Raw genomic sequence first — 26560 nt, forward strand, 5'->3', positions numbered from 1 at the left:
GACAGGAGCAGGGGGCCGGGCAAGCCCCTTACCAGATGTGTTGAAAAATGCTTCTGGTCGCCGCAGAACGGCCAATCCTTCCTTTGCAGGCTTGCGTGGCTTAAACTCGGAGTGGGGGGTGTCAGGTGACGCCAATCTCGCAAGAATCTGCGACAGTGGCTAACCTCAGGCTTCCGCAACCGCCTATGAAAGTGACGAGTATGAAAGTCCAGGTTCTTGGGTTGGCGATGATGATCCTGCTGCAAGGCATCGCTTCATCATGGGCCAGCCCTGCGGTCACCGACCAACTGTCCCCAGCAAAGACCGCCCCGGTCGCGCGCGATTCCTGCTGGACATTCGCTGAAACGAAGCAGTTCATCCATGCCAACATGGTCATGAAGCTCGAACGCACCGCTGTTCGGCTGCGCATTCCTCTGGTCGACATTGTGAACCCGTGGGACCGGCGCAACGGGGACTTCCAGGCCCTGTATTTCGAGATGGAATACGGTAGCTTCCGCCCCCTCACCGCGCCGGAAACTGCCGGCAAAGACACCATTGCCTTTCTCATCCACGACACGATTCCGCTGGAACAAACAGCGCAGGTCTTCCTTGAGGTGATGATGCGCCAGTCGTCGTTGCCGTTGTCCAGATACCCGACGCGTCTTGCCCAATTCGGCCTTACAGAGGTTGTCGCCGATCAAACCAAAGGGCTGAAGTGGGACCTCTTTCTGCAAAGGTCCGATGAGGGAACACTGGAGACATATGTCGGATGCAGTCGTCCCGATCCGCTCTGGGGACCATTCCCGCGGTGCCAGCAGTATTTCCGCGCGGCGGGGCTTGATGTCGAAGTTGGCTACGCGCGGGAGCATCTGGCCCAGTGGCGCGAGATGAAGGCCGCAGTGAGCCAGTTTCTGGCTTGCGCGAAATCCGGGGATCAAAGCGGGGAATGAGAAAGGCTCTGCCACCTCGCCGATGACGGGACAGCGCAGACCTGGGGAAAATCAAAACGAAAGCGCGCCGCCTCAGCGACGCGCAATCTGCAACACATCTGGTAAGGAGCAGGGGGCCGGGGAGGCGGTTATATTTCGTGGCGGATGCGGCCGGGGCGTTGACGGCGGCGGGGCGCGCGGTTAGCTCGCCCTCATGGCACGCGCACCTCTTCTTCAGCTCTCCTCGATCCAGCTCACCTTCGGCGGGGATCCGGTCTTCGATGGCATCGACCTTACGGTCCAGGCGGGCGACCGGCTGGCGCTGGTCGGGCGCAACGGTTCGGGCAAGTCGACCTTGATGAAGCTGATGGCCGGGCTGGTCGAGCCCGACGCAGGGGCGCGTGTCGTGCCCGCCGGCGTCTCGGTCGGCTACATGGAGCAAGATCCGGACCTCTCGGCCTTCGCGACGCTCGGCGATTATGCCACCCATGGGCTGGCCCCGGGGGAAGAGTACCGGGTCGCGATGGCGGCCGAGGGGTTGAAGTTCGACCCGGCCACCCCTGTCGAGGCGGCGAGCGGCGGGGAGCGGCGGCGCGCGGCGCTGGCGCGGCTGATGGCCGAGGCGCCGGAGCTCATGCTGCTGGACGAGCCGACCAACCATCTCGACATCGAGGCGATCGACTGGCTGGAGGAGCAACTGCGCGAGACCCGGGCGGCCTTCGTGCTGATCAGCCACGACCGCGCCTTCCTGCGCAATCTCACCCGCTCGACGCTCTGGCTTGACCGGGGCGGTCTGAGGCGGCGCGAGTTGGGGTTCGAAGGGTTCGAGGAGTGGCGCGACAAGGTCTGGGACGAGGAGGATCAGGCGCGCCACAAGCTTGACCGCAAGATCAAGGCCGAGGCCCGCTGGGCGGTGGAGGGCATCTCGGCCCGGCGCAAGCGCAACCAGGGCCGGGTGCGGGCGCTGGCGGCGCTGCGCGAGGAGCGGGCGGGCCAGATCCGGCGCCAGGGTGCTGCCGCGATGGCGCTGGAGGAGGGGCCGAAGTCGGGCAAGCTGGTGGTCGAGGCGGTGGATATCACCAAGGCCTTCGGTGCACGTGTGATCCTTCGCCCGTTCTCGCTCAAGGTGCAGCGCGGCGACCGGGTGGCCTTTGTCGGTCCGAACGGCGCCGGCAAGACCACGCTTCTGAAGATGCTGACTGGCGAGATGGCGCCCGACAGCGGGACGATCCGGCTGGGCACCAACCTGGAGATGGCGGTGTTCGACCAGACAAGGGCGCAGCTGGATCCCGACGCCAGTCTCTGGGACAACCTGACCGGCGATCCGACGATGCGGGTTTCCGGGCGGTCGGACCAGGTCATGGTGCGTGGCCAGCCGCGGCACGTCGTGGGTTACCTCAAGGATTTCCTCTTCGATGAGGCGCAGGCGCGGGCGCCGGTGCGGTCGCTTTCGGGCGGCGAGAAGGCGCGGCTTCTGCTGGCGCGACTGATGGCGCGGGAATCGAACCTGCTGGTGCTCGACGAACCGACGAACGATCTGGATGTCGAGACGCTGGATCTCTTGCAGGACCTGCTGGGGGATTACGACGGTACCGTGCTGCTGGTCAGCCACGACCGGGATTTCATCGACCGGGTGGCCAGCCTGACCATCGCGATGGAGGGGGACGGCCGCGCCACCGCCTATGCCGGCGGCTGGAGCGATTACCGTGCCCAGCGGGCGGGGGGCATGCAGGAGGCGCCGAATGCGGCACCGGGGCCGGGGACGAAGGCTGACGCCAAGGCCGGGGCGAAGCCGCGGGCCGGAGACGGGGGCCGGTCGGAGGCGGCGCAGAAGCCGGCCCCGAAGCCCGCCACGAAGGCGCCCGGCGGTCTCAGCTTCACCGAGAAGCACCGGCTGGAGGCGCTTCCCGGCGTGATCGAGCGGCTCGAGGCCGAAATCGCCAAGCTCGGGGAGTTGCTGGCCGATCCCGAGCTTTTCACCCGGGAGCCGGTGAAGTTCAGGAAGGCCACCGAGATGCTGACCGAGCGTCAGACGACGTTGGCGGCGGCCGAGGAGGAATGGATGACGCTGGAGGAGAAGGCCTCGGGCTGAGGCCCTTTCTCCGCCGGCGCGTTGGGAGGAGGCGCCATGGGCGGACCGCTGACGGGGATCCGGATCGTCGAGATCGCGGGGCTGGGGCCGACGCCCTTCGCCGCGATGACGCTGGCCGACATGGGGGCCGAGGTGATCCGCATCGCGCGGCCTGGGGCGCGGCACCTGCTGGGGCTGGACTATGACATCCTGAACCGGGGCAGGGGTTTCGTGACGCTCGACCTCAAGTCCGACCCGGGCAGGGCGGCCGCGCGGCGGTTGATCGCCGGGGCCGATGGCCTGATCGAGGGGATGCGGCCGGGGGTGATGGAGCGGCTCGGCCTCGGCCCGGACGATTTTCCCGACACCCCGCGGCTCGTCTATGGCCGGATGACCGGCTGGGGGCAGGCGGGGCCGCTGGCCTCCTCTGCCGGGCACGACATAAATTACATCGCCCTGACCGGCGCGCTGCACGCGATCGGCGGGGCCGAGGGGCCGGTGCCGCCCCTGAACCTGCTGGGCGATTTCGGCGGCGGGGGGATGTACCTGGCCTTCGGCATGGTGTGCGCGCTGTTGGAAGCGGCGCGGTCGGGTCGGGGGCAGGTGGTGGATGCGGCGATCACCGACGGCACGGCGCATCTGATGGCGATGATCGGCTCGATGGCGGCGGCCGGGCAGTGGCAGGACCGGCGCGCGGCCAATCTGCTGGACGGGGCCGCGCCCTATTACACCACCTATCGCTGTGCTTGTGGCGGCTTTGTCGCCGTGGGGGCGCTTGAGCCGCAGTTCTATGCCGAGCTGCTGCGGCTGACCGGGCTGGAGGACACGGAGCTGCCGGACCGCGCCGATCGCGGCAACTGGCCCGCGCTGCACGCCCTCTTTGCCGAGGTCTTCGCGACCCGGCCCCGTGACGACTGGGCGGCGGAGATGGAGGGAACGGACGCCTGTGTCGCCCCCGTCCTGACCCTCGCCGAGGCTCCCTCACACCCCCACAATCTGGCCCGTAGCACCCATGCCGAAATTGACGGGATCGTGCAGCCGATGCCCGCCCCGCGTCTCTCGCGCACACCGGGAGAGGTCGCGGCGGCGTCGCAGGCGGAACCGCTGGACCTTGAGGACTTGCTGGGCCGCTGGGGCGCGTGAACGACGCGGCGAAGGCGGCGCCTGACCCGCGTGGGCGCTTCTGCACATGCCTGGTCTGCACTTTATCCTGTCGCGCCCCTCCAGCGCGCCAACGCGCGATGAGCCCGCCATGGGTCCGCCCGTGGGGCGGCCGGGCGCGGCCTGGGCTGATCGCCGGGGCCAGGCATCATCGTTCGCGAAAGTGCTTACCGTTGTCCGCGCGCCATGAAGGCGAGGCGCTCGAACAGGTGCACGTCCTGCTCATTCTTCAGCAGCGCGCCGTGCAGCTTGGGCAGGGCGTTCTGGCCCTCGGCCTTGAGGTCGGCGGGATCCATGTCTTCGGCCAGAAGCAGTTTCAGCCAGTCCAGTACCTCGGAGGTGGACGGCTTCTTCTTCAGTCCCGGCGTCTCGCGGATCTCGTAGAACCGGGTCAGCGCGGCGGTCAGCAGGGCACCCTTGATGCCCGGATGATGCACCTCGACGATCTTTTTCAGCGTCTCGGGATCGGGGAAGCGGATGTAATGGAAGAAGCAGCGGCGCAGGAAGGCGTCGGGGAGCTCCTTCTCGTTGTTCGAGGTGATGATGACGATCGGCCTTTGCCGCGCCTGCACGGTCTGGCCGGTCTCGTAGACGTGGAACTCCATCCGGTCGAGTTCCTGCAAAAGGTCGTTCGGGAACTCGATGTCGGCCTTGTCGATCTCGTCGATCAGCAGGACCACGCGCTCCTCGGCCTCGAATGCCTGCCAGAGCTTGCCGCGGCGGATGTAGTTGGCCACGTCATGCACCCGCTCGTCGCCCAGCTGGCTGTCGCGCAGCCGGCTGACGGCGTCATATTCGTAAAGCCCCTGCTGGGCGCGGGTGGTCGACTTGATGTGCCATTCGATGATCGGCAGGCCGAGGCTGGTGGCGACCTGCCGGGCCAGTTCCGTCTTGCCGGTGCCGGGCTCGCCCTTCACCAGCAGCGGCCGTTCCAGCGTCACCGCAGCATCGACGGCAAGGCTCAGGTCCTCGGTCGCGACATAGCTTTCCGTCGAGGTGAATTTCATAGCGCTTCCCGGGACTTCTAGGCAGGACATTGCCTTGCTGTATCGCAGCGACCATAACACGCGGGGAATTTGCCGCAACCCGCCCCATGCCCTAGTGACATCGCTCCCCCGGGGCGATATAGGGACGCCCGAAGGGGTGCGTGATGCCGATGAACGACGATCCTGACACCGATCTCGCCGCCGGCGATCCCGTTGACATGGAGGGTAGCAAGATGAAGGCCGAGGCCTTTCTTCCCGAGGATTATCGTCCCGCCGAAGACGAGCCGTTCATGAACGACCGGCAGCTCGAGTACTTCCGCCGAAAGCTTACCGCGTGGAAGAACGAGATCATCGGCCTCAGCGCCGAAACCATCGAAGGGCTGCAGGACAGCGCCCGCAACGTTCCCGACATCGCCGACCGCGCGAGCGAGGAAACCGACCGCGCGCTGGAACTGCGCACCCGCGACCGCCAGCGCAAGCTGGTGTCGAAGATCGACGCGGCACTGCGGCGGATCGAGAACGGTGAATACGGCTATTGTGAAGTGACCGGCGAGCCGATCAGCCTCAAGCGCCTCGACGCCCGGCCGATCGCCACGATGACTCTTGAGGCGCAGGAAAAGCATGAGCGCCGTGAGAAGGTGCACCGCGACGACTGAACCGGCGTCCGGTCACTGTGTGAGGAGAGGGGGCGGGCCCGGCCGGGTGGCGCCCCTTTTTTGTTTCCGCCGGGACCGGGGCGTAGGTTGGGGTGCAGGTTGGGACCGGAGCTCCCGTAGGGTGCGTTCGAACGCCCCCGCCGATGCCTGACAACCGGAAGACCGCGTGAAACCTCTCCGGTGTGACCTTGATCCGGGTCAAGACCCGGGGCGCGCGGATGTGCGATGGTCTCGCGGCCGGCGGCGCTCCGGCCGCCGAACGCCGCAAGATCCCTCGAAAGGAGGACCCATGGCTCTCAACGGACGCAAGGTCACCATCGCCGGCGCGGGTGTCGCGGGGCTGTCGGCGGCGATCGCGCTGGCACGGCGCGGTGCCGAGGTCGAGGTGCTGGAGCAGTCCGACGCGATCCGCGAGGCGGGCGCCGGGCTGCAGATCAGCCCGAACGGCGCCGCGGTGTTGCGGGCGCTGGGGCTGAAGGAACGGCTGGCGGCGATCGGCGACCGCTCGTCGGGGGTGGTGCTGCGCAACGGCAACGATGGCGATAGGGTGCTGCGGCTGGATCTGCGCCGTCTTCGCCCCGACCAGCCCTATTACTTCATTCACCGCGCGGACCTGATCGACATGCTGGCCGGCGCCGCGCGGGCGGCGGGCGTGCATGTGACGCTCGGCGCCCGGATCGCGCAGGTCACGCTGGGCGATCACCTGCCGCGGCTCACGCTGGCCGATGGCCGCGGCATCGAGGCCGGCCTGCTGATCGGCGCCGACGGGATTCATTCGCTGGTGCACAGGGCGCTGAACGGCAAGGTGGTGCCGTTCTTCACCCATCAGGTCGCTTGGCGCGCCATCATTCCGGCGGAACCGCACGCCGAGCCGGTGGCGCAGGTCTTCATGGGGCCGGGGCGGCACCTTGTCAGCTATCCCATGCGCGGCGGCACCCTGCGCAACATCGTGGCGGTGGAAGAGCGTCACCGCTGGGCCGACGAGGGCTGGTCGCAGACCGACGACCCGATCGCACCGCGTATCGCCTTTCAGGACTTCATCCCCGAGGTGCGCGGCTGGCTGGACCAGGTCGAGGTGCCGCATCTCTGGGGGCTGTTCCGCCATCCGGTGGCCCTGCGCTGGCATGGCCACGGCGCGGCGATCCTCGGCGATGCGGCGCACCCGACGCTGCCCTTCCTCGCCCAGGGCGCCAACATGGCGCTGGAGGATGCCTGGGTGCTGGCCGATTGCCTTGACCGCGCGGGGGAGAGTGCGGTGGGCCTTGAGGCCGGCCTTGCGTCCTACCAGGAGGCCCGCCTCGGCCGCGTGTCCCGCGCGGTGGCCGCGGCGAACGGCAATGCGAAGGCCTATCACCTGGGTGGGCTGACCCGGGCGGCGGCGCATCTTGGGCTCAAGATCGGTGCCGCGCTTGCGCCCGAGGCACCGCTCAGGCGCTTCGACTGGCTCTACGGACATGACGTGAGCGGCGGGGCGACGGCCTGACGCCCGTGTGCCGCCGGCGTGGCGGTTGCGGCGCGGCGGGTGGCGGGGATCGGGGCAGGAAAGAGGCCGGGGCAGGGCGCGGGGGCCAGGGGTGCCCTGTGGCCCCGAGGGAGCAGGCAAGGAAGCAGGCACGGGACGGATCCGCAGTTCCTCTTTCCTTTCGGGCGATCCGCGCCTATAGCGGACCGCGCGGGACGACCCCGTGGCCACCCTTAGCCCGGACCAGGCATGAAGACGATCACAACCACCGAAGAGCTGGCGCGCTTTTGCGATGCCGCCAAGACCGCCCCTTACGTCACGATCGACACCGAGTTCCTGCGCGAACGCAGCTACTGGTCGAAGCTCTGCCTCGTGCAGATGGCGCTCCCAGAAGCGAAGGGGGGCGAAGCGGTGCTGGTGGATCCGCTGGTCGAGGGCATCTCGATGGAGCCGATCTACGATCTGTTCCGCCACGAGGCCACGGTGAAGGTGTTCCACGCCGCCCGGCAGGACCTTGAGATCTTCTTCGTCGAGGGCGGTGTCTTTCCGGTGCCGCTGTTCGACACGCAGGTGGCCGCGATGGTCTGCGGCTTCGGCGAGCAGGTGGGATACGAGACGCTGGTGCGGAAGATTGCGCGCCAGTCGCTCGACAAGACCTCGCGTTTCACCGACTGGTCGCGCCGTCCGCTGACCGATGCGCAGAAGACCTATGCCATCGCCGACGTGACGCACCTTCGGGTGATCTACGAACACCTCGCGGCGGAAATCGCGAAATCCGGGCGGGACAAGTGGGTGGCCGAGGAGCTGGGCGTGCTCACCGATCCCGACACCTACATCACCGATCCGGCAGAGGCCTGGAAACGGGTCAAGACGCGTACCCACAGCCCCAAGTTCCTGGCGCTGGTGAAGGAGCTGGCGCGGTTCCGCGAGGAATACGCCCAGGGCCGCAACGTGCCCCGTTCGCGCGTCTACAAGGACGACGCGCTGCTTGAGCTGGCCTCGACCAAGCCGCAGTCGATCGAGGATCTGGGCCGTTCGCGCCTGCTGCTGCGCGAGGCCCGCAAGGGCGAGATCGCCGAGGGCATCCTTGCCGCCGTCGCCGCGGGCCTTGCCATGCCGGCCGACCAGGCGCCGCGGGTCGAGAAGCATGACGTCCAGTTGCAGGTGAACCCGGCGCTGGCCGACCTGCTGCGGGTGCTTCTGAAGGCCAAGTCGGATTCGGCGGGGGTGGCGGCGAAGCTGATCGCCTCGGCCTCCGACCTGGACCAGATCGCCGCTGGCCAGCGTGACCTGCCGGCGCTCAGCGGTTGGCGCGCCGAGGTCTTCGGCGACGATGCGCTCCGGCTCTGCCAGGGCGAGATCGCGCTGGGGGCGAAAGGCAACCACGTGCGGGTGGTGAAGCTCTAGCAGCGCCCTGACCCGGCCCGATCATCGACCTTGTGCCCGCCCAGAGGCGGTTCCCGGAGTCGATTCCCTGCGGGCGACTCACCCATACGACGAATCTACCCAGGATATAGCTCCCTGATTGATTGCAATTTGGGGTTGTGATTGCGCACAGCAATTTCCGAATTTGGCCACATTTCAGACCCTCTTTGCGCACAGAAAAGTCAGAATCTCACTTGTTGAGACGTTTGCTCGATCGTATTTTGGTCGGGTTAGAACACAAAAACTTTTCGGGAAGCGCGTAACGGGGATTTATTCCCCGGTTCTTCTAGGGGGATTTATAATGAGACTTTCTACCACGCTTTTGAATGGCGTCGCAGGCGCCACCGTGGCTGTCGTTTTCGGTCTTGGCAGTGCCCCGGTCTGGGGCAAGGAAATCAATCTTTGCAAACTGGGCGGAGTCTCCGCCGGTGAGATTGCCCAGATCCGGGCCCGCAGCGATTTTCCGCAGTTGCTTCAGCAGGTCGCCGCGGTCTGTCCGGTCAGCATCGACCTTCTGACCGCGGGGGCGCCGGCGTCGATCGCGCCGGGCATCACTGGGGATGCCAAGGGCGAGCCGAGAGACCGCTCGCGGTCTTCGGGGCAGCAGACGGCGTCCAACTCGGGCACGCAGGCGGATACGCCCTCGTCCGACACGCCCTCGACCGATACCCCGTCGACGGATACGCCCACGGCCGACACGCCCGCGACCGATACCCCGTCGACGGAGACGCCCACGGCCGACACGCCCTCGACCGATACCCCGTCGACGGATACGCCCACGGCCGACACGCCGCAAAGCGATCCGCCGACCGCGGACGACCCGACCACCGACACGCCAACCACCGACACGCCCAGCGATCCGGGGACCGGGGGGGCGCCTGGTGGCGGGCATGGCGGCCATCGTGGTCACGGCGGGCATCATGCCGGCAAGGGCGGCGACCATGATCACGGCGGCTGGAACGGTGGCCGCGGCGGTCATGATCGCGGCGGACGGCACGGAGACCGCGACCATGGCGGGAAACACGGCGACCGCAGCCACGGTGGCTGGGACGGCGGCCGGGATCACCACGGTGGCAAGGGCGGCGACCGCGACCATGGCGGCTGGGACGGCGGCCGGGATCACCACGGTGGCAAGGGCGGCGACCGCGACCATGGCGGCTGGGACGGCGGTCGGGATCACCACGGCGGCAAGGGCGGTGATCACGACCATGGCGGCAAGCACGGTGACCGTGGCCACCGTGGTGGCTGGGATGGCGGCTGGGATGGCGATCGCCATCACGGCAACCGGGATGCGGGCCGCGGCCAGCGGGGCGACGGTCGTGGACAACACGCCGGGGGCGGTCAGCAGGGCCACCAGTCAGGGAACGGCGACCGGAGCAGTCGTGGCGGCTTTGGCGACAACCGTGGGGGCGGCCAGAACAACGGTGGCAACCAGGGGCAGGGCCAAGGTCAAGATCAGGGACATGGCCAGGGCGGCGGCCGCAACAGGTAGCGTTCTGCCTCTTTGAAAACGGCGCGCCCGGCTGACGGGCGCGTCGGACAGCCAGGCGCTCTGCACCCCGAGGTGGGACGCGCCGGTCTGCCCGAACCGTTACGGATCAGTTCGACGCGACCTGCATCGCCAGCATGCCGCCCTGCAGCAGCCGATCCCAATGGGCCGGTGTGGCAGGGTCCTGCATGGCAAGGAAGGTGTAGCCGGTCTGTGCCCAAGGCAGCAGCGTGTTGTCGAGGTTGTCGAGCACGTAATCGCCCTGCCGGGTGCGCAGCACGAGGACTGCGTGGTTCTCGCGCTGGCGGTCCAGAACCGTGGCAAGCAGCAGGGATTGGGGCGGCACGCCAAGCGCGACCAGTTCCTTCTTCTTCAGCATGGCGAGGTCTTCGCAATCCCCCCCGCGGGCGGTGGGCAGCGCCCAATGGTCGGCCACGCCATACTGCACCGCATCGTCGATCTGCGGGACGCCGCGGTTGACCCGAAGGTTGATGCGCTGCGCCAGCGCGAGGGTCCGGGTATCCGGCGCCGCCGGGCCACGCGTCACGGCGCAGAGCCATGGGTACTGCCCGCAGAGCCCGGCAAAGCCGCGCGGCGTGGGCGCCCGTTCGCGCAGGATCAGGTGACCCGGATCCACGGCATGGGCCGCATCGGGGGCAAGGATCGCGGCAGGGGCCGCAAGCACGAGCGCCAGGCAAAAACTCATCTTGCGCACCATCACAGACAGCCGCATTTCAATCGACGAGAGTCGTATTGCCTTCATCCTGCGAATCTCTCCATTGCGGGACCGGAAAGGCCGGCTGCCGCGACAAGACTTTCACGACAACAGAATTGTCTGTAGCCGCGTCGAATTGAGGGCGGAATAAGGCCGGAATTGTGGCCAACCGTCCGTATATCGTTTAGCCCGTCAATCGACGGGGCGGGTAAATATTGCCCGGCGCCTCGAATGAGGAAATACCACGCCGGTTAATATTCTAATAACGCCTGTCAATTCGGGGCTATTGAGTTCCGGATACCTTTTCCAATTGCCGGCCCGGCCGCCCCTTTTGTAATTGGCGCGATTGTACCCCGGGGGGGCGGGCCGGACAATGTCAAAGGATCGGGGTCGGCAAGGGCTCGCCGGTCAGCCAGGCCCAGCCGTTTGGCGGAAGCGTCAGCGACGTGCCGATCAGCGCGGCCTGCCCGGGGCCCGTCAGCGTGGCCGGACCGGAGAGTGTGACGCTCTGCGCCACGGGAGAGAGATTATAGAGGCACAGCAGCGGCGCGTCCTCCGGACCGGGCGCCGCCCGGACGAACCCCAGCAACGGCGCGGGAAGATCGAGGAAGGTGGTGGCCCCCTGCCGAAGCGTGGCCGACCCCCGCCGATGATCGAGGACCGCCCGGTAATGATCGAGGACCGACCCGGGCCCCTGCGCCGAGACGGCACGCGCGGCCTGTTCCGGCTTCACCGGCAGCCAGGGCGTCCCGGTCGAGAAGCCGGCGTTCGGCGCCTCGGCCTCCCACACCATCGGCGTGCGGCAGCCGTCGCGGCCCTTGTTGTCGGGCCAGAAGGTCAGGCCCACCACGTCGGTCAGTTCGTCATACGCGAGATCGGTCTCGGTCTGGCCCAGTTCCTCCCCCTGGTAGAGGCAGAGTGTGCCCTGGAACCCCGCCAGCAGCGCGATCGCCTGTCTTGCGATGGCGTCTGCGCTGCCGTGCTTCGGCGCCCAGCGGCTGACGTGCCGGTTCACGTCGTGGTTCGAGAACGCCCAGCAGGGCCAGCCGTCGGGCGCGGCCTCGAAGATGTCCTCGATCCGCTGGCGGAAATGTCTTGGTGTGTAGGCCGGCCCCAGCATGTCGAAGCTGTAGGCCATGTGCAGCCGCCCGCCCGAGGTGTATTCCGCCATCAGCCGCTCGGAATGCAGGGCGTCGCCGATCTCGCCCAGCAGGATCCGGTCCTCGTATTCGTCGGTCACCGCGCGCATCCGTTCGAGGAAGGCAAGGTTCTCGGGCCGGTTCTTGTCGTGCAGGTGGTCTTGCATGTTGTAGGGGTTGTCGGGCGGCCAGCCGCCGTCGGCCTCCGGGTCGTTCGGGGCGGGGGCGGGCGGGTTGTCGGTGAAGTCCGGGTCGTGGATGTAGTAGTTCACCGTGTCCAGCCGGAACCCGTCGACGCCCCGGTCCAGCCAGAACCGCATCACGTCCAGAAGCGCGTCCTGCACCTCGGGGTCGCGCACATTCAGGTCGGGCTGCGCGGCCAGGAAGTTGTGCAGGTAATACTGCCGCCGCCGCGGCTCCCACGTCCAGGAGGAGCCGCCGAAGACCGACAGCCAGCGGCTTGGCGGGGCGCCGTCGGGGCGCGGATCGGCCCAGACGTACCAGTCGGCGCGCGGGTTCGCCTTGTCAGCGCGGCTTTCGGCGAACCACGGGTGGACATCCGAGGAATGGTTGAACACGAGGTCGATGATCACCTTGACGTCCAGCTCATGCGCCCGCGCCACCAGCGCGTCGAAATCTGCGAGCGATCCGAACATCGGGTCGATACCGCAGTAATCGGCCACGTCATAGCCCATGTCGGCCATGGGCGAAGGGAAGATGGGCGACAGCCACACCGCCTCGGCCCCCAGGTCCGCCACGTGGTCGAGGCGGTCGAGGATGCCCCTCAGGTCGCCTACGCCGTCGCCGTCGCTGTCCTGGAAAGACCGCGGGTAGATCTGGTAGATCACCGCGCCGCGCCACCATTCGCTCATGCCGTTCTCCCGTCCTGCCGGTTGATCCCCCCGTGCAGGTCAGCCTAGCCGCGCCCATTCCCTGTGCAAGCCCGTCCGGCACTCAACTTCACGCGGGCAGGCGGTGCCTTGCCGGGCCGGCAAGCCGCCGCGGGCTGCCTTGGGCCTTGACGTGGGCGCGCGCTGTGGCGACGAAGAACGGGGGGAGATCAGGCCGGGGCAGACATGGATACGCGCGTGTTCGATGAAGAACTGACGAAGGAGGGCCTGCGCGAGCGCGTTCTCCAGCACCTCACCTACGGCATCGGCAAGGATGCGCCGCATGCCAGCCTGCACGACTGGCGCATGGCGCTCAGCCTGGCGATCCGCGACAAGGTGGTGAACGCCTGGTTCGCCTCGACCCGCCGGACGTGGGCCGAGGGGCGCAAGCGGGTCTATTACCTGTCGATGGAATACCTGATCGGCCGGATCCTCGAGGATGCGGCGATCAACCTCGGGCTCGAGGAGATGGCGCGCGGGGTGGTCGAGGATCTCGGCCTCGACTGGCGCCAGCTGGTGGAGGAGGAGCCGGATGCCGCGTTGGGGAACGGCGGGCTTGGTCGGCTTGCAGCTTGCTACATGGAATCCATGGCGACGCTGGGGTGCCCGGCCTATGGCTATGGCTTGCGCTATGAACACGGCCTCTTCCGCCAGCGGTTCGAGAACGGCCAGCAGGTCGAGACGCCGGAAGACTGGCTGACCTCGCTGAACCCGTGGGAATTCGACCGGCCCGAAAGCGCCTACACAGTGGGCTTCAAGGGGCATGTGGAGACCAAGGGTGGCCGCGACGTCTGGGTGCCGGGGGAGACGGTGATCGCCTCGGCCTTCGATACGCCGGTGGTGGGTTGGCAGGGGCGGTGGGCCAACACCCTGCGCCTCTGGGCCGCCAAGCCCACGACGCTGTTCGATCTGGAGCGTTTCAACCACGGCGATTACGCGGCCGCAGCTGAGCCCGAGGCGCTGGCGCGCACGCTTTGCCGCGTGCTTTACCCCGACGACACGACCTATCAGGGCAAGGAGTTGCGGCTGAAGCAGGAGTTCTTCCTGACCTCCGCCGCGCTGCAGGACATCCTGCGCCGCTATCTGACCGAGCATTCCGACCTGCGCCGCCTGCCCGAGAAGGTGGCGATCCAGATGAACGACACCCACCCGGCGGTGGCGGGGCCGGAACTGGTACGTCTGATGATGGATGACCACGGCGCCGATTTCGCCGACGCGATGGAGGTGGCGCAGAAGGTTCTGGGCTATACCAACCACACGCTCTTGCCCGAGGCGCTGGAACGCTGGTCGACCTACCTGTTCGGCAACGTCCTGCCGCGCCACATGCAGATCGTCGAGAAGATCGACAGCTGGCACCGCCATGCTCACCCCTCGCGCCCGCATTATGTTGGAATTGTGAAGCATCACGAGGTTCGTATGGGCGAATTGGCCTTCGTGATGTCGCATAAGGTCAATGGCGTTTCTGCGCTCCACAGTGATCTCGTGAAGGAGACATTGTTTCCTGAACTGAACGAATTGCATCCCGGGCGGATCGTCAACCAGACCAACGGCGTGACGCCCCGGCGCTGGCTGAACCTGTGCAACCGGCCACTGGCCACGCTGATCGACGCCACCATCGGCACCGGCTGGCAGGCCGATCTGGACCGTCTGGCCGAGCTGGAGCCGCATGTCGAGGATGCGGGGTTCCGCCAGGAATTCATGGCGGCCAAGCGGGCCAACAAGCTGGCGCTGGCGGGCTGGATCAAGGAGCGCTGCGGCGTGACGGTCAGCCCCGACGCCCTGTTCGACGTGCAGGTGAAGCGCATCCACGAATACAAGCGCCAGCACCTGAACATCCTGCAGACCATCGCGCATTGGCACGCGATCCGGCAGACCCCCGATGCCGAGTGGGTGCCGCGGGTCAAGATCTTCGGCGGCAAGTCCGCGCCGGGCTATTGGGTGGCCAAGGAAATCATACACCTTATCAACGACGTGGCGCAGGTTGTTAACAACGACCCGGTGGTCGGCGACCGGCTCAAGATCATCTACCCGGCGAATTACAACGTCTCGATGGCCGAACACCTGATCCCGGCGGCGGACCTCAGCGAACAGATCTCCACCGCGGGCAAGGAGGCCTCGGGCACCGGCAACATGAAGTTCATGCTGAACGGCGCGCCGACCATCGGCACACTCGACGGCGCCAATGTCGAGATCCGCGAGCAGGTGGGGGAGGAGAACTTCTTTCTCTTCGGCATGACCGCGCAGGAGGTGATGAATCGCCGCGAAGATCCCGACCACGCCCGCCACGCGATCGAGGCGAGCCAGCCCTTGCAGGACGTGCTTCAGATGATCGTCGAGGGGCGATTCTCGCCGGGTGATACGTCGCGCTACAACGGGTTTGTCGACCGGATGTGGAATTCCGACTACTTCCTCGCCGCCTCGGATTTCGCGGCCTATGATGCGGCGCAGGCACAGGTGGATGCGGCCTTTGCCGATCCCGACCGTTGGGCGCGAATGGCTGCGCTGAACACCGCGCGGGGCGGGTTCTTTTCCTCCGACAGGGCTATCCGGGGCTACATGAAGGACATATGGTACACCGAGTCCGCCTTGTAACCTGAGGTTTTTCAATGCCCAAGCGCGCGACATCCCAAGGGTCGGCCCCGATCGACCCGCAGGCCGCCCGCGCGATCCTGACCGGCGCCCATGCCGATCCCTTCGCGGTGCTGGGCCCGCATCGGCGGGGCGATGCGGTCGTCGTCACCGCCTTCGTGCCGGGCGCCGAGACGTTGCAGGTGGTGCAGGACGGCACGGCCACGCCGCTCGCTCCGGTCGGACGCGAGGGGCTGTTCGCGGGGCCGATCCCGCAGGATGCCGCCTATCGCCTGCGGGCCGAGGGGGGCGGCGAAAGCTGGGAGTTCGACGATCCTTACCGCTTCGGCCCGGTTCTGGGCGAGATCGACGAATACCTTCTGGGTGAGGGTACGCATCAGCGCCTCTGGCATGCACTTGGCGCGCATCTGATCACCCACGGCGGGGTCGAGGGTGTGCATTTCGCCGTCTGGGCGCCCAATGCCGAGCGTGTCTCGGTCGTGGGGCAGTTCAACTTCTGGGATGGGCGCCGCCACCCGATGCGCCTTCGCGGCGCCAGCGGCGTGTGGGAGATCTTCCTGCCCGGCGTCGAGGAGGGCGCACCCTACAAGTACGAGATCCGCGGCAAGGGCGGGGAGAAGCTGCCGCTCAAGGCCGACCCGGTGGGCTTCGGCGCCGAACACCCGCCCGCCACCGCCTCGGTCGTGCGCCGTATCGACCGGCCGCACTGGTCCGACACGGCGTGGATGGAGGCGCGCGCCGCCCGCAACCACGTCGACGCGCCGATCTCGATCTACGAGGTGCACCTGGGGTCCTGGCGCCGGGCCGATGATGGGCAAAGGCCGCTTTCCTACCACGAATTGGCGACGGAGCTGGTCGATTACGTGGCCGACATGGGCTTCACCCATATCGAATTGCTGCCGGTGACGGAGCATCCCTTTGACGGGTCCTGGGGCTACCAACCACTTGGGATGTTCGCACCCACCATCCGCCACGGCACGCCGGACGAGTTCCGCGCGCTGGTGAACGCGGTGCATGCGAAGGGGCTGGGCCTGATCCTCGACTGGGTGCCGGGGCATTTCCCGACCGATGCCCATGGCCTCGCTCGCTTCGACGGCACCGCGCTTTACGAACACCAGGACCCGCGCGAGGGCTTTCACCGCGACTGGAACACGCTGATCTACAACTATGGCCGTGCCGAGGTGGCCAACTACCTGATTTCAAACGCGCTCTACTGGCTGGAGGAATATCATGCCGACGGCCTGCGGGTCGATGCCGTGGCCTCGATGCTCTACCGCGATTATTCCCGGCCCGAGGGCGAATGGGTGCCGAACGAACATGGCGGGCGCGAGAATTACGAGGCGATCGCCCTGCTACGGCAGATGAACACCATGGCCTATGGCCAGCACCCGGGCATCATGACGGCGGCGGAGGAAAGCACCTCGTTCCCCGGGGTCACGCGGCCGGCGGATCAGGGGGGCCTCGGCTTCGGCTACAAGTGGAACATGGGCTGGATGAACGACACGCTGTCGTACATCCAGAAGGATCCGGTGCACCGCAAGTATCATCACCACCAGATGACCTTCGGCCTGCATTACGCCTTTTCCGAGAACTTCATCCTGCCGATCAGCCATGACGAGGTGGTGCATGGCAAGGGATCCATGATCCAGAAGATGCCGGGCGGCAATGACGGCGGGGTGATGCAGTTCGCCAACCTGCGCGCCTACTACGCCTTCATGTGGGCGCATCCGGGCAAGAAACTGCTCTTCATGGGCTGCGAATTCGCGCAGGGCGGCGAGTGGGCGCATGCGCGCGGCCTCGACTGGGATCTGCTGGACCGGCCGCAACATGCCGGGGTGCAGGCGCTGGTGCGCGACCTGAACCGTCTCTACCGCGAGATCCCGGCCCTGCACGTCAACGATTGCCGGCCCGAGGGATTCGCCTGGCTCGAGTCGAACGACGCCGAAGCCTCGGTCTACGCTTTTGTGCGAAAGGGCGGGCCGGAGGAGGAACCGGTCGCCGCGCTTTTCAATTTCACTCCGGTGGAGCGGGAATATCGCATCGGCCTGCCCAGGGCAGGGCGGTGGGAGGAGATCCTGAACACAGACGCTGCGGCCTACGGAGGGCAAAACCGGGGCAACATGGGCGGGGTGAAGGCCGATGGGCCGGCGCTGCACGGCCAGCCGCAATCGGCGCGGGTCGTGCTGCCGCCGCTATCGGCGGTCTGGCTGCGGCCGGTCCAGGCAATCGGTCTGAGTGGGCCGGTCTGAGCGGCAGGGTTCGGGGCAACGGGAGGAGGAGGAACGGAAGATGCCAAGAGGAGCAAGCGGCCAACGGCTGTCGAACCAGGCGATGGCCTTCGTCCTGGCCGGCGGACGCGGCAGCCGGCTGAAGGAGCTGACCGACCGGCGTGCCAAGCCCGCGGTCTATTTCGGCGGCAAGACCCGGATCATCGACTTCGCGCTGTCGAACGCGCTGAACTCGGGCATCCGCAAAATGGCGATCGCGACCCAGTACAAGGCGCATTCGCTGATCCGTCACCTGCAGCGCGGCTGGGGTTTCTTCCGGGCGGAGCGCAACGAATATCTCGATATCCTGCCCGCCTCGCAGCGGGTGTCGGAAAACAAGTGGTACATGGGCACCGCGGATGCCGTGACCCAGAACATCGACATCGTCGACGATTACGACGTGAAATACGTGGTGATCCTTGCGGGCGACCACGTCTACAAGATGGATTACGAGGTGATGCTGCGTCAGCACGTGGAAACCGGCGCCGACGTCACCATCGGCTGCCTCACCGTCCCGCGCGAGGAGGCCTCGGCCTTCGGCGTGATGGATGTGGATCCCACCGGGCGGATCACTGCCTTCCTCGAGAAGCCCAAGGACCCGCCGGGCATGCCGGGCGACCCCACGCATTCGCTGGCTTCGATGGGGATCTACGTCTTCGACTGGGCCTTCCTGCGCGACCTGCTGATCCGGGATGCGGAGGATCCGAACTCCAGCCACGATTTCGGGCACGACATCATCCCCGACATCGTCAAGAACGGGTCGGCCATCGCGCACCGCTTCTCGGAAAGCTGCATCATGACCGGGCTGGAGACGGAGCCCTACTGGCGCGACGTGGGCACGGTGGATGCCTTCTGGCAGGCCAACATCGACCTCACGGATTTCGTGCCGAAGCTGGATCTCTACGACAATGAATGGCCGATCTGGACCTATGCCGAGATCAAGCCGCCGGCGAAGTTCATCCATGACGAAGACGGCCGGCGCGGCAACGCGGTGTCGTCGCTGATCGCGGGCGACTGCATCGTCTCGGGGTCGGAGATACGCAACTCTCTGTTGTTCACGGGGTGCCGGACCCATTCCTTCTCGTCGATGGAATACGTGGTGGCGCTGCCCTACGTGCGGGTCAACCGCTCGGCACAGCTGAGCCGCTGTGTGATCGACCGCGGGGTGGAGATCCCCGAGGGCCTTGTCGTCGGAGAGGACCCTGAGGAAGATGCGCGCTGGTTCCGGCGGACCGACGACGGGGTGGTGCTGATTACGCAGGACATGCTGGACATGCGGGCGGCGAAGCTCGGCTAGGGCGGGAAGCGGGGGCCAGCCCCCGCGCCCCCGCCGGGGGGGGCAGCGCCCCCCCGGGACCCCCGCCATCTTTTCGAGTATTTGGGCCAAGATGAAGTTGGAAGGATCGAGGCGGGAATGAGCGTGGGGCTGGAATGAGCGTGGGGCGGGTGCTGTCGGTGGCGTCGGAATGCGTGCCGCTGATCAAGACGGGCGGGTTGGCCGACGTGGTCGGCGCCCTGCCGGGGGCGCTTGCGCCGCTGGGGTGGGAGATGCGCGTCCTTCTGCCGGCCTATCCGGGCTTGCTGGCGCGGCTGGGCGAGGGGGCGGCGGAAGTCTGGTCCGACGGCGATCTGTTCGGCGGGCCGGCGCGGGTTATGGCGGGCGAGGTGGCGGGGATCGCCGTCCTGATGCTTGACGCGCCGCATCTCTACGACCGGCCGGGCGGGCCCTATTCGGCCGGTGGTCTGGATCATCCCGACAATGCCGAGCGTTTCGCGGCCCTGGGCTGGGCGGCGGCGCGGATCGCGCTGGAGGGGCTGGCGGATGGCTGGCGTCCCGATGTCGTGCATGCCCATGATTGGCAGGCGGGGCTTGCACCCGCCTACCTGCGTTATGCCGGCGGCGGGGGGTGGGCCGGGGCGCCGCGCTCGGTCATGACGATCCACAACATCGCCTTCCAGGGCTGGGCCGAGGCTGCCAAGCTGGGGGCGTTGCGGTTGCCCTACGAACAGTTTCACAGCGACGGGCTGGAATATTACGGCGGGCTGTCGACGCTGAAGGCGGGGCTGGTGACGGCGGATGCGATCACCACGGTCAGCCCGACCTACGCCGAGGAGCTGATGCGGCCAGCCTTCGGCATGGGCCTGCAGGGCGTGATCGCCGCGCGGGCGGGGCAGATGCATGGCATCCTCAACGGCATCGACGACCAGGTCTGGGACCCCGCGAACGACCCCGCGATCGCCCCGTTCTCTGCCGGGGATCCTGCTGGCAAGATCCCGAACCGCCTTCGGCTGATGGAGGAATTCGCACTGCACGTGCCGGGGCCGCTTGCCATCGTGGTCAGCCGGCTGACCGACCAGAAGGGGATCGACCTGATCCCCGACGCGCTGGAGGATTTCATCGGTGCGGGGGGCGGCCTGGCGGTGCTGGGATCGGGCGATCCGGCGCTGGAGGGCGCGATGCGGGCGCTCGAGACGCGCTACCCGGGGCGGGTCGGCGTCCGGATCGGCTATGACGAGGGGCTGAGCCACCTGATGTTCGCGGGCGCCGACGCGGTGCTGGTGCCGTCGCGGTTCGAACCCTGCGGCCTGACCCAGATGTACGGGCTGCGCTATGGCGCCCTGCCGGTGGTGGCGGCCACCGGGGGCCTTGCCGACACCGTGGTGAACGCAAGCCCGGCCGCTCTCTGGCAGGGGGCGGCGACGGGGGTGGTGTTCCATCCCGCCGATGCGCTTGGCCTGCAGCAGGCGCTGCGCCGGCTGACGGTGCTGCACGCCGATCCCGAGGGGTGGAAGGCGATGGTGCGCCGGGCCATGGAACAACCTCTGGGATGGGGCGCGTCCTCGGCCGCCTATGCCGCGCTTTACGCCCAGTTGAAGGGGTGAGCGCGCGGCCGATCCTTGCGGGGCGAAGCTGGCCCCTGGGGGCGACGCCGGGACCGGAGGGCGTGAATTTCGCCGTCTTCTCCGCGGGGGCGGAAGCGGTGGAGCTTTGCCTTTTCGACCGCGGCGCCGAGACCCGGCTGGCGCTGCCCGAGCGGACCGGGGATGTCTGGCACGGCCTTGTCCCCGGACTTGGGCCGGGGCAGGCCTATGGCTACCGGGTGCACGGCCCGTGGCGGCCCGAGGAGGGGCTGCGCTTCAACCCAGCCAAGCTGCTCATGGACCCTTACGCGAGGGCGCTGGACGGCGACCTGTCCTGGCACGACGCGGTGATGGGCCATGTGGTGCCCGAGCGTCCCGGCGCGAAGGGCGCCGACCTTGCGCGGGACGATCGCGACTCCGCCCCCCATGTGCCGAAATGCCTGGTGGTGGATGACGGCTTCGACTGGCAGGGCGACAGCCCGCCCGACCGGCCGATGGACGAGACGGTGATCTACGAGGCCCATGCCAAGGGCCTGACCATGCGCCACCCTGAGGTGCCGGAGGCGGAGCGCGGCACCTACCTCGGCGTCGCGTCCGAGGCGATGATCGCGCATTACCGCGCGCTGGGGGTGACGGCGGTGGAGCTGTTGCCGATCCATGCCTTCCACGACGACCGCTTCCTCGTGAAGAAGGGGCTGCGCAACTACTGGGGATACCAGACCATCGGCTTCTTCGCCCCGGCCCGGCGCTACGCGCGGCCCGGCCCCGGCGCGGACCCCCGCGCCGAGGTGAAGGAGATGGTCCGCCGCCTGCACGCCGCGGGGATCGAGGTGATCCTCGACGTCGTCTACAACCACTCGGGCGAGGCCGACGAGCTTGGCCCGACGTTGAGCTTTCGCGGCCTCGACAATTGCAGCTACTACCGGCTGGAGGGGGCGGGGCGGCACTACGTCAACGACACCGGCACAGGCAACATGCTGGATCTGACCCATCCCGCGGTCCTGCGCATGGTGATGGACAGCCTGCGCCACTGGGTCGAGGTCTTCCATGTCGACGGCTTCCGCTTCGACCTTGCCACCGTGCTGGCACGCGAAGCGGGCGGGTTCGACCCGCGCGGCGGCTTTCTCGACGCGCTGCGGCAGGACCCGGTGCTGGCGCGGGTCAAGCTGATCGCCGAACCCTGGGACCTCGGCCCCGGCGGCTACCAGCTGGGCGCCTGGCCTCATCCCTTCGCCGAGTGGAACGACCGCTTCCGCGACGGGGTGCGCCGCTTCTGGCGCCGTGACGCAGGCATGGTACCCGACCTTGCCAAGCGGCTTCTGGGGTCCGCCGAACGTTTCGATCACGGCGGGCGGGCGGCGACCTCCTCGGTCAACTTCCTGACCGCGCATGACGGCTACACGCTCGAGGATGTGGTGAGCTACCTGCACCGCCACAACGAGGCCAACGGCGAAGGCAACCGCGACGGCCATGGCGAGAACCATTCCGACAATTTCGGGATCGAGGGGTCGACCGATGACCCGTCGGTGCGCGCGGCGCGCGACGCGCGCAAGCGGGCGCTTCTGGCGACGCTGTTCCTGAGCCAGGGCACGCCCATGCTGCTGGCCGGCGACGAGGTGGGCAACGGGCAGGGCGGCAACAACAACGCCTATGCCCAGGACAACCCGACCGGCTGGGTCGACTGGACCGGAGACCCGGGGCTGACCCGCTGGGTGACGCGGCTGTCTGCCTTTCGCCGGGATCACCCGGTCCTGCGCCAGCGCAGCTTCCTGCATTCCCGCCCGAGGCCCGAGGACGGCAAGCCCGACCTTTCGTGGTATCGCGCCGAGGGGCGTGCCCCCGATGCGGGATTCTGGAACGATCCGTCGAGCGATTGCCTGTGCGTGCTGATCCGCCCGGCGGCGGATGCCCGCGCCCCGTTGCCCCCGGATGCCATCTTTGCCATCTTCAACGCGGGTCCTGCGCGGCCCGTCGCGCTGCCGGCGCCACCGGGTGAGGGCCGCTGGCGCCGCGCGCTCGACAGTGCCGATCCAAGGGCCCCCGAGGCGCCGGTGACCGGCCGCAGGATCGAATGTGCCGTGGGCGCCGTGATGGCGTTCGTGTGCGAACCGAAGGATTGAAGGAGGACGACCGAGCATGGCCGTTGTGACCCACCCGACGCAACCGATCGAGGGCCAGAAGCCCGGCACCTCAGGCCTGCGCAAGAAGACCCCGGTCTTCATGCACCGCCACTATCTGCAGAACTTCGTCCAGTCGATCTTCGACGCGATCGGCGGGGCATCGGGCAAGACCTTCGTGCTTGGCGGCGACGGGCGCTATTTCAACGACAAGGCGGCGCAGGTCATCCTGAAGATGGCCGCGGCGGGGGGCGCCGCGCGGGTCATCGTGGGGCAGGGGGCGATCCTGTCGACCCCCGCCGCCTCGCACCTGATCCGCAAGCGCAAGGCGGATGGCGGCATCATCCTGTCGGCCAGCCACAACCCCGGCGGCCCGAACGCGGATTTCGGGGTGAAGTACAACATCGCCAACGGCGGCCCGGCCCCCGAAGGCGTGACCGAGGCGATCTTTGCCCGCACGCAGGAGATCGCGGAATACCACATCTCCGACGGCCCGCATGTCGACCTTTCCACCCCTGGCGAGACCACGCTGGAAAAGATGGTGGTCGAGGTGGTTGACCCGGTCGCCGATTATGCCACGCTGATGGAGGAGCTGTTCGACTTCGGAGCGATCCGGGCGATGGTGCAGGGCGGCTTCCGCATGCGCTTCGACGCGATGAACGCGGTCACCGGGCCCTATGCGTCCGAGATCCTCGAGGGGCGGCTGGGCATGGCGAAGGGCACCGTCGTCCATGGCGTGCCGGAGCCCGATTTCGGCGGCATGCACCCGGACCCGAACCCCACCTGGGCCAGCGCCCTGATGGAGGAGATGATGGGCGAGGCCGCCCCCGACCTTGGCGCCGCCTCCGACGGCGACGGCGACCGCAACATGATCGTCGGGCGCGGCATCTACGTCTCGCCCTCCGACAGCCTCGCGGTGCTGGCGGCCAACGCCCATCTCGCACCGGGCTACAAGGCCGGGCTGAAGGGGGTCGCGCGGTCGATGCCCACCTCGACCGCTGCCGACCGGGTGGCGAAGGAGCTGGGCATCGGCGCCTACGAGACGCCGACGGGGTGGAAGTTCTTCGGCAACCTGCTGGACGCCGGCCGCGCCACGATCTGCGGCGAGGAAAGCTTTGGCACCGGCTCCGACCACGTGCGCGAGAAGGACGGGCTCTGGGCCGTTCTCCTGTGGCTCAACATCCTCGCGGCCCGCGGCGAGGGGGTGGAGGCGATCCTCCGGGCGCATTGGGCGAAGTACGGCCGCAACTACTATTCCCGCCACGATTTCGAGGCGCTGCCGGTGGACGACGCGAACAAGATGATGAGCGAACTCAAGGCGGACCTGCCGACGCTTCCCGGTACCGAGATCGAGGGCCTGCTGATCCGGGCCGCCGAGGATTTCGCCTATAACGACCCGGTCGACGGCTCGGTCAGCCGGGGGCAGGGCGTGCGGATCCTATTCGAGGACGGATCGCGCATCGTTCTGCGCCTATCGGGCACCGGGACGGAGGGAGCGACCCTGCGGCTCTACCTGGAACGCTACGAGCCGGACAGCACCAGGCACGACCTCGATCCGCAGGAGGCGCTGGCCCCGGTGATCCGCGCGGCGCACGAACTGGCCGCCATCCGCCACCACATCGGGCGCGACCAGCCGAACGTCATCACCTGAGGGGCGGGGCGTTTGAGAGGGCGCGACCCGGGGCGCGCCGCCGCAGGGCGGCGCGATGGCCGGGCGCGCGCCCGGTCACCGTCTTCCGGTCACCGTCTTCCGGGCCACCGTCTTCCCGGCCGCCGTGTCTTCCGGGCCCCGGGAAGCCCCTCAGCCCTGGGAGGCCAGATAGGCGGCGCAGCCCGTCAGCGCGGCGTAATCGTCCTCGATCACCTGGACCGGAAACCCCTTGAGGAACTCCGAGAACCGGCCCTTGTCGGTGAAGGCCTTGAGGAAGCCCAGCGGTTCGAGATGCGGTGCGAAGGCCCGCGCCATGCCGCCGCAGAGCGCGATGCCGCCGAAGGGCAGGTGCTGCAGCGCAAGATCGCCCGCCACCGCGCCGAACAGGCGCACGATCGTCGTCGCGGTCTCGAGCGCGGCGGGGTCCGACCCGTCCTCGAGCGCTTCCATGATCTGGTCCGAGGTCTTGCGCTGCCCGCCCGAGGTGAAGGCGTAGACCGCCTCGACCCCGCGGCCCGAGAGGGCATCCTCGACGCTGGCGAAGCCATGCCTGGCGCCAAGCGCCTCGGCCAGGGCGAGGTCGGCCGCGCTGCGCACCGGAAGGGTGATGTGCCCGGCCTCGGCCGGCGGCACGATCCGCGTGACCGGGGTCACGTGCACCGGCGCCGCGTTGAACCCGGTGCCGACCCCCACGACCAGCCGCGCCGCGTCGGGTTTTGCGGGGGCGCCGGGCAGGATGGTGCGCAGCGCGCCGGGGCCCAGCTGCCCCAGCGCATGGCCCTGCGCCTGCAGGTCGTTCAGGATCGCCACCCGCTCGGCCCTTGTCGCCCGCGCCAGCAGCGCGCCGTCCATCGACCAGTCGAGGTTGGTCAGGCTGGCCGCGCCGTCGCGCACCGGCCCGGCCACCGCGATGCAGGCGCCCGCGCAATCGACGGCGCCCCCACCGGAGCCTCCTCCGGAGCCCGCATCGGCGAGGTAGGTCGTCAGCACCTCTTCCAGCCCGGAATGATCGGCGTTGCGGAAGCGGCGGATCGTCTCCTTGAGGATCGACACCCCCTCGGCCAGGGCGACGCGGGTATTGGTGCCGCCGATGTCGGCGACCAGGACATAGCGGTCGGGCGCGAGGTCGGGCATGCGGGCTCCTCCGGCGGTTTTACCGGGTGATAGGCGGGTTCAGGGAGGAGAGCAAGGCGGGGCCCGGGGTGCCCTTGCCGGGCGTCCGGGGGGTGACTTGCGTCGTGACGCGCGTATTTGGGGAACAATGAAGACAGGGAGGGGGCACCTTGGGCGCTTTCCGGGGTCTCTGTCGGGGCGTTTCCGGGGGCCTGTGGCGGTTGCGTGCGGGGCGGGGGCGGCGTATGGGGGCGCGTTGCCTGCCGGAGGGGTTCATGGACGCGATACAGCCTGCCTTCATCCTCGTGCGCCCGCAGATGGGCGAGAACATCGGCGCCGCGGCGCGCGCGATGCTGAATTTCGGCCAGAACCGGATGCGGATCGTGGCGCCGCGCGACGGCTGGCCGAACCCCAAGGCATCGGCGATGGCCTCGGGTGCGGGGCGGGTTCTGGACGCGGCGGGGCTTTACGACGACGTGCAGGGCGCGATCGGCGATTGCCACTATGTCTTTGCCACCACGGCGCGGGTGCGGGGGCTGACGAAGCCCGTGCTGAGCCCAGAGGAGGCCATGGCCGAGGCCCGCGCCATGATGGCCGAGGGCAAGCGCGTGGGCCTGATGTTCGGCCCCGAGCGCGCCGGGCTGGAGAACGAGGACGTGGCGCTGGCCAACGCGATCATCACGGTGCCCGTGAACCCGGAGTTCCCCTCGCTCAACCTCGGGCAATGCGTGCTGCTGGTGGCCTATGAGCTGGCGCGGCAGGGCATGGCGCCGGACGCGGGGCGCGGGCTGGAGGGCACCGATTTCGCCGAGGCGATCGAGATCGAGAAACTGGGCGACCGCTACGAGGCGGCGCTGGATGACGCGGGGTTCTTCTTCCCCGAGGCCAAGGCCGCCAACATGCGGATGAACCTGCGCAACATGTGGTCGCGGCTGGATCTGACCCGCGCCGATGTGCAGATGCTTCACGGAATGTTGCGCCAGATCCTGCGTCGGGGCCCGGGCGCGGGCGGCTGAGCGGCCGGCCTGCGGCGCCTCGCGCCCTTGCGGACGGGGCGGC

At 68.1% G+C, this 26560-nt stretch carries 19 protein-coding genes; 14 read left to right on the top strand and 5 right to left on the bottom strand.

Features of this window, described 5'->3' with window-relative positions:
- Nucleotides 1-200 precede the first annotated feature (200 nt).
- From CVV76_RS05370 to CVV76_RS05380, 3 genes are all read left to right on the top strand, one after another.
- A complete protein-coding gene (locus tag CVV76_RS05370) occupies nt 201-929 on the top strand; it encodes a hypothetical protein (protein WP_102223606.1) in 729 nt (242 codons plus the stop codon).
- A 193-nt stretch (nt 930-1122) separates the two neighbouring features.
- Entirely contained in the window at nt 1123-3000 is a 1878-nt protein-coding gene (locus tag CVV76_RS05375) for an ABC-F family ATP-binding cassette domain-containing protein (protein WP_102223607.1), read from the top strand.
- 36 nt (nt 3001-3036) lie between these two features.
- Entirely contained in the window at nt 3037-4122 is a 1086-nt protein-coding gene (locus CVV76_RS05380) for a CaiB/BaiF CoA transferase family protein (RefSeq protein WP_102223608.1), read from the top strand.
- A 185-nt stretch (nt 4123-4307) separates the two neighbouring features.
- Here the strand turns inward: CVV76_RS05380 and CVV76_RS05385 are convergent, their stop codons facing one another.
- Nucleotides 4308-5147: an AAA family ATPase gene (locus CVV76_RS05385; protein WP_102223609.1), complete on the bottom strand. Its 840-nt coding sequence runs from the start codon at nt 5145-5147 to the stop codon at nt 4308-4310.
- A gap of 212 nt (nt 5148-5359) precedes the next feature.
- Here CVV76_RS05385 and dksA point away from each other — a divergent pair, with 212 nt between their 5' ends.
- The 3 genes from dksA (at nt 5360) to rnd (ending at nt 8651) form a co-directional block, all read left to right on the top strand.
- The gene (dksA, locus tag CVV76_RS05390) at nt 5360-5782 is read left to right on the top strand and encodes an RNA polymerase-binding protein DksA (RefSeq protein WP_102223785.1); all 423 of its coding nucleotides are present in this window, start codon (nt 5360-5362) and stop codon (nt 5780-5782) included.
- A gap of 289 nt (nt 5783-6071) precedes the next feature.
- The gene (locus tag CVV76_RS05395) at nt 6072-7265 is read left to right on the top strand and encodes an FAD-dependent monooxygenase (protein ID WP_102223610.1); all 1194 of its coding nucleotides are present in this window, start codon (nt 6072-6074) and stop codon (nt 7263-7265) included.
- 228 nt (nt 7266-7493) lie between these two features.
- Nucleotides 7494-8651 (top strand): ribonuclease D, encoded by a 1158-nt coding sequence (gene rnd, locus CVV76_RS05400; protein ID WP_102223611.1) that lies wholly within the window; start codon nt 7494-7496, stop codon nt 8649-8651.
- Between the two features lie 492 nt (nt 8652-9143).
- Here rnd and CVV76_RS05405 read toward each other — a convergent pair whose 3' ends face one another.
- The gene (locus CVV76_RS05405) at nt 9144-9518 is read right to left on the bottom strand and encodes a hypothetical protein (protein WP_102223612.1); all 375 of its coding nucleotides are present in this window, start codon (nt 9516-9518) and stop codon (nt 9144-9146) included.
- 41 nt (nt 9519-9559) lie between these two features.
- Between CVV76_RS05405 and CVV76_RS05410 the strand changes: the two genes are divergently transcribed.
- Nucleotides 9560-10177, top strand: coding sequence for a hypothetical protein (locus CVV76_RS05410; protein WP_102223613.1), 618 nt, complete (start codon nt 9560-9562; stop codon nt 10175-10177).
- 90 nt (nt 10178-10267) lie between these two features.
- On the opposite strand, the gene CVV76_RS05415 is transcribed toward CVV76_RS05410, so the two are convergent.
- The gene (locus CVV76_RS05415; protein ID WP_102223614.1) at nt 10268-10921 is read right to left on the bottom strand and encodes a transglutaminase-like cysteine peptidase; all 654 of its coding nucleotides are present in this window, start codon (nt 10919-10921) and stop codon (nt 10268-10270) included.
- 328 nt (nt 10922-11249) lie between these two features.
- Nucleotides 11250-12884: an alpha-amylase family glycosyl hydrolase gene (locus CVV76_RS05420; protein ID WP_102223615.1), complete on the bottom strand. Its 1635-nt coding sequence runs from the start codon at nt 12882-12884 to the stop codon at nt 11250-11252.
- 204 nt (nt 12885-13088) lie between these two features.
- On the opposite strand from CVV76_RS05420, the gene CVV76_RS05425 reads away from it, so the two are divergent.
- From CVV76_RS05425 to CVV76_RS05450, 6 genes are all read left to right on the top strand, one after another.
- On the top strand, nt 13089-15494 hold the full coding sequence (locus CVV76_RS05425) for a glycogen/starch/alpha-glucan phosphorylase (RefSeq protein WP_102223616.1): 2406 nt from the start codon (nt 13089-13091) through the stop codon (nt 15492-15494).
- Between the two features lie 14 nt (nt 15495-15508).
- A complete protein-coding gene (gene glgB / locus CVV76_RS05430) occupies nt 15509-17740 on the top strand; it encodes a 1,4-alpha-glucan branching protein GlgB (protein ID WP_102223617.1) in 2232 nt (743 codons plus the stop codon).
- A gap of 40 nt (nt 17741-17780) precedes the next feature.
- Nucleotides 17781-19055, top strand: coding sequence for a glucose-1-phosphate adenylyltransferase (glgC, locus tag CVV76_RS05435; RefSeq protein WP_102223618.1), 1275 nt, complete (start codon nt 17781-17783; stop codon nt 19053-19055).
- 134 nt (nt 19056-19189) lie between these two features.
- On the top strand, nt 19190-20641 hold the full coding sequence (glgA, locus tag CVV76_RS05440) for a glycogen synthase GlgA (RefSeq protein ID WP_102223619.1): 1452 nt from the start codon (nt 19190-19192) through the stop codon (nt 20639-20641).
- Entirely contained in the window at nt 20587-22740 is a 2154-nt protein-coding gene (gene glgX, locus CVV76_RS05445) for a glycogen debranching protein GlgX (RefSeq protein ID WP_102223620.1), read from the top strand. Before glgA ends, glgX begins: the two co-directional genes overlap by 55 nt.
- A 16-nt stretch (nt 22741-22756) precedes the next feature.
- The gene (locus CVV76_RS05450) at nt 22757-24388 is read left to right on the top strand and encodes an alpha-D-glucose phosphate-specific phosphoglucomutase (RefSeq protein ID WP_102223621.1); all 1632 of its coding nucleotides are present in this window, start codon (nt 22757-22759) and stop codon (nt 24386-24388) included.
- Nucleotides 24389-24538: 150 nt separating this feature from the next.
- Here the strand turns inward: CVV76_RS05450 and CVV76_RS05455 are convergent, their stop codons facing one another.
- Complete coding sequence (locus tag CVV76_RS05455; RefSeq protein WP_102223622.1) at nt 24539-25522, bottom strand: glucokinase; 984 nt, start codon at nt 25520-25522, stop codon at nt 24539-24541.
- 254 nt (nt 25523-25776) lie between these two features.
- Between CVV76_RS05455 and CVV76_RS05460 the strand changes: the two genes are divergently transcribed.
- Nucleotides 25777-26517 (top strand): RNA methyltransferase, encoded by a 741-nt coding sequence (locus CVV76_RS05460; RefSeq protein WP_102223623.1) that lies wholly within the window; start codon nt 25777-25779, stop codon nt 26515-26517.
- Nucleotides 26518-26560: the final 43 nt, after the last annotated feature.

The sequence above is a fragment of the Acidimangrovimonas sediminis genome, assembly GCF_002871005.1.
In the GTDB taxonomy this organism is placed as follows: Bacteria; Pseudomonadota; Alphaproteobacteria; order Rhodobacterales; family Rhodobacteraceae; genus Acidimangrovimonas; species Acidimangrovimonas sediminis.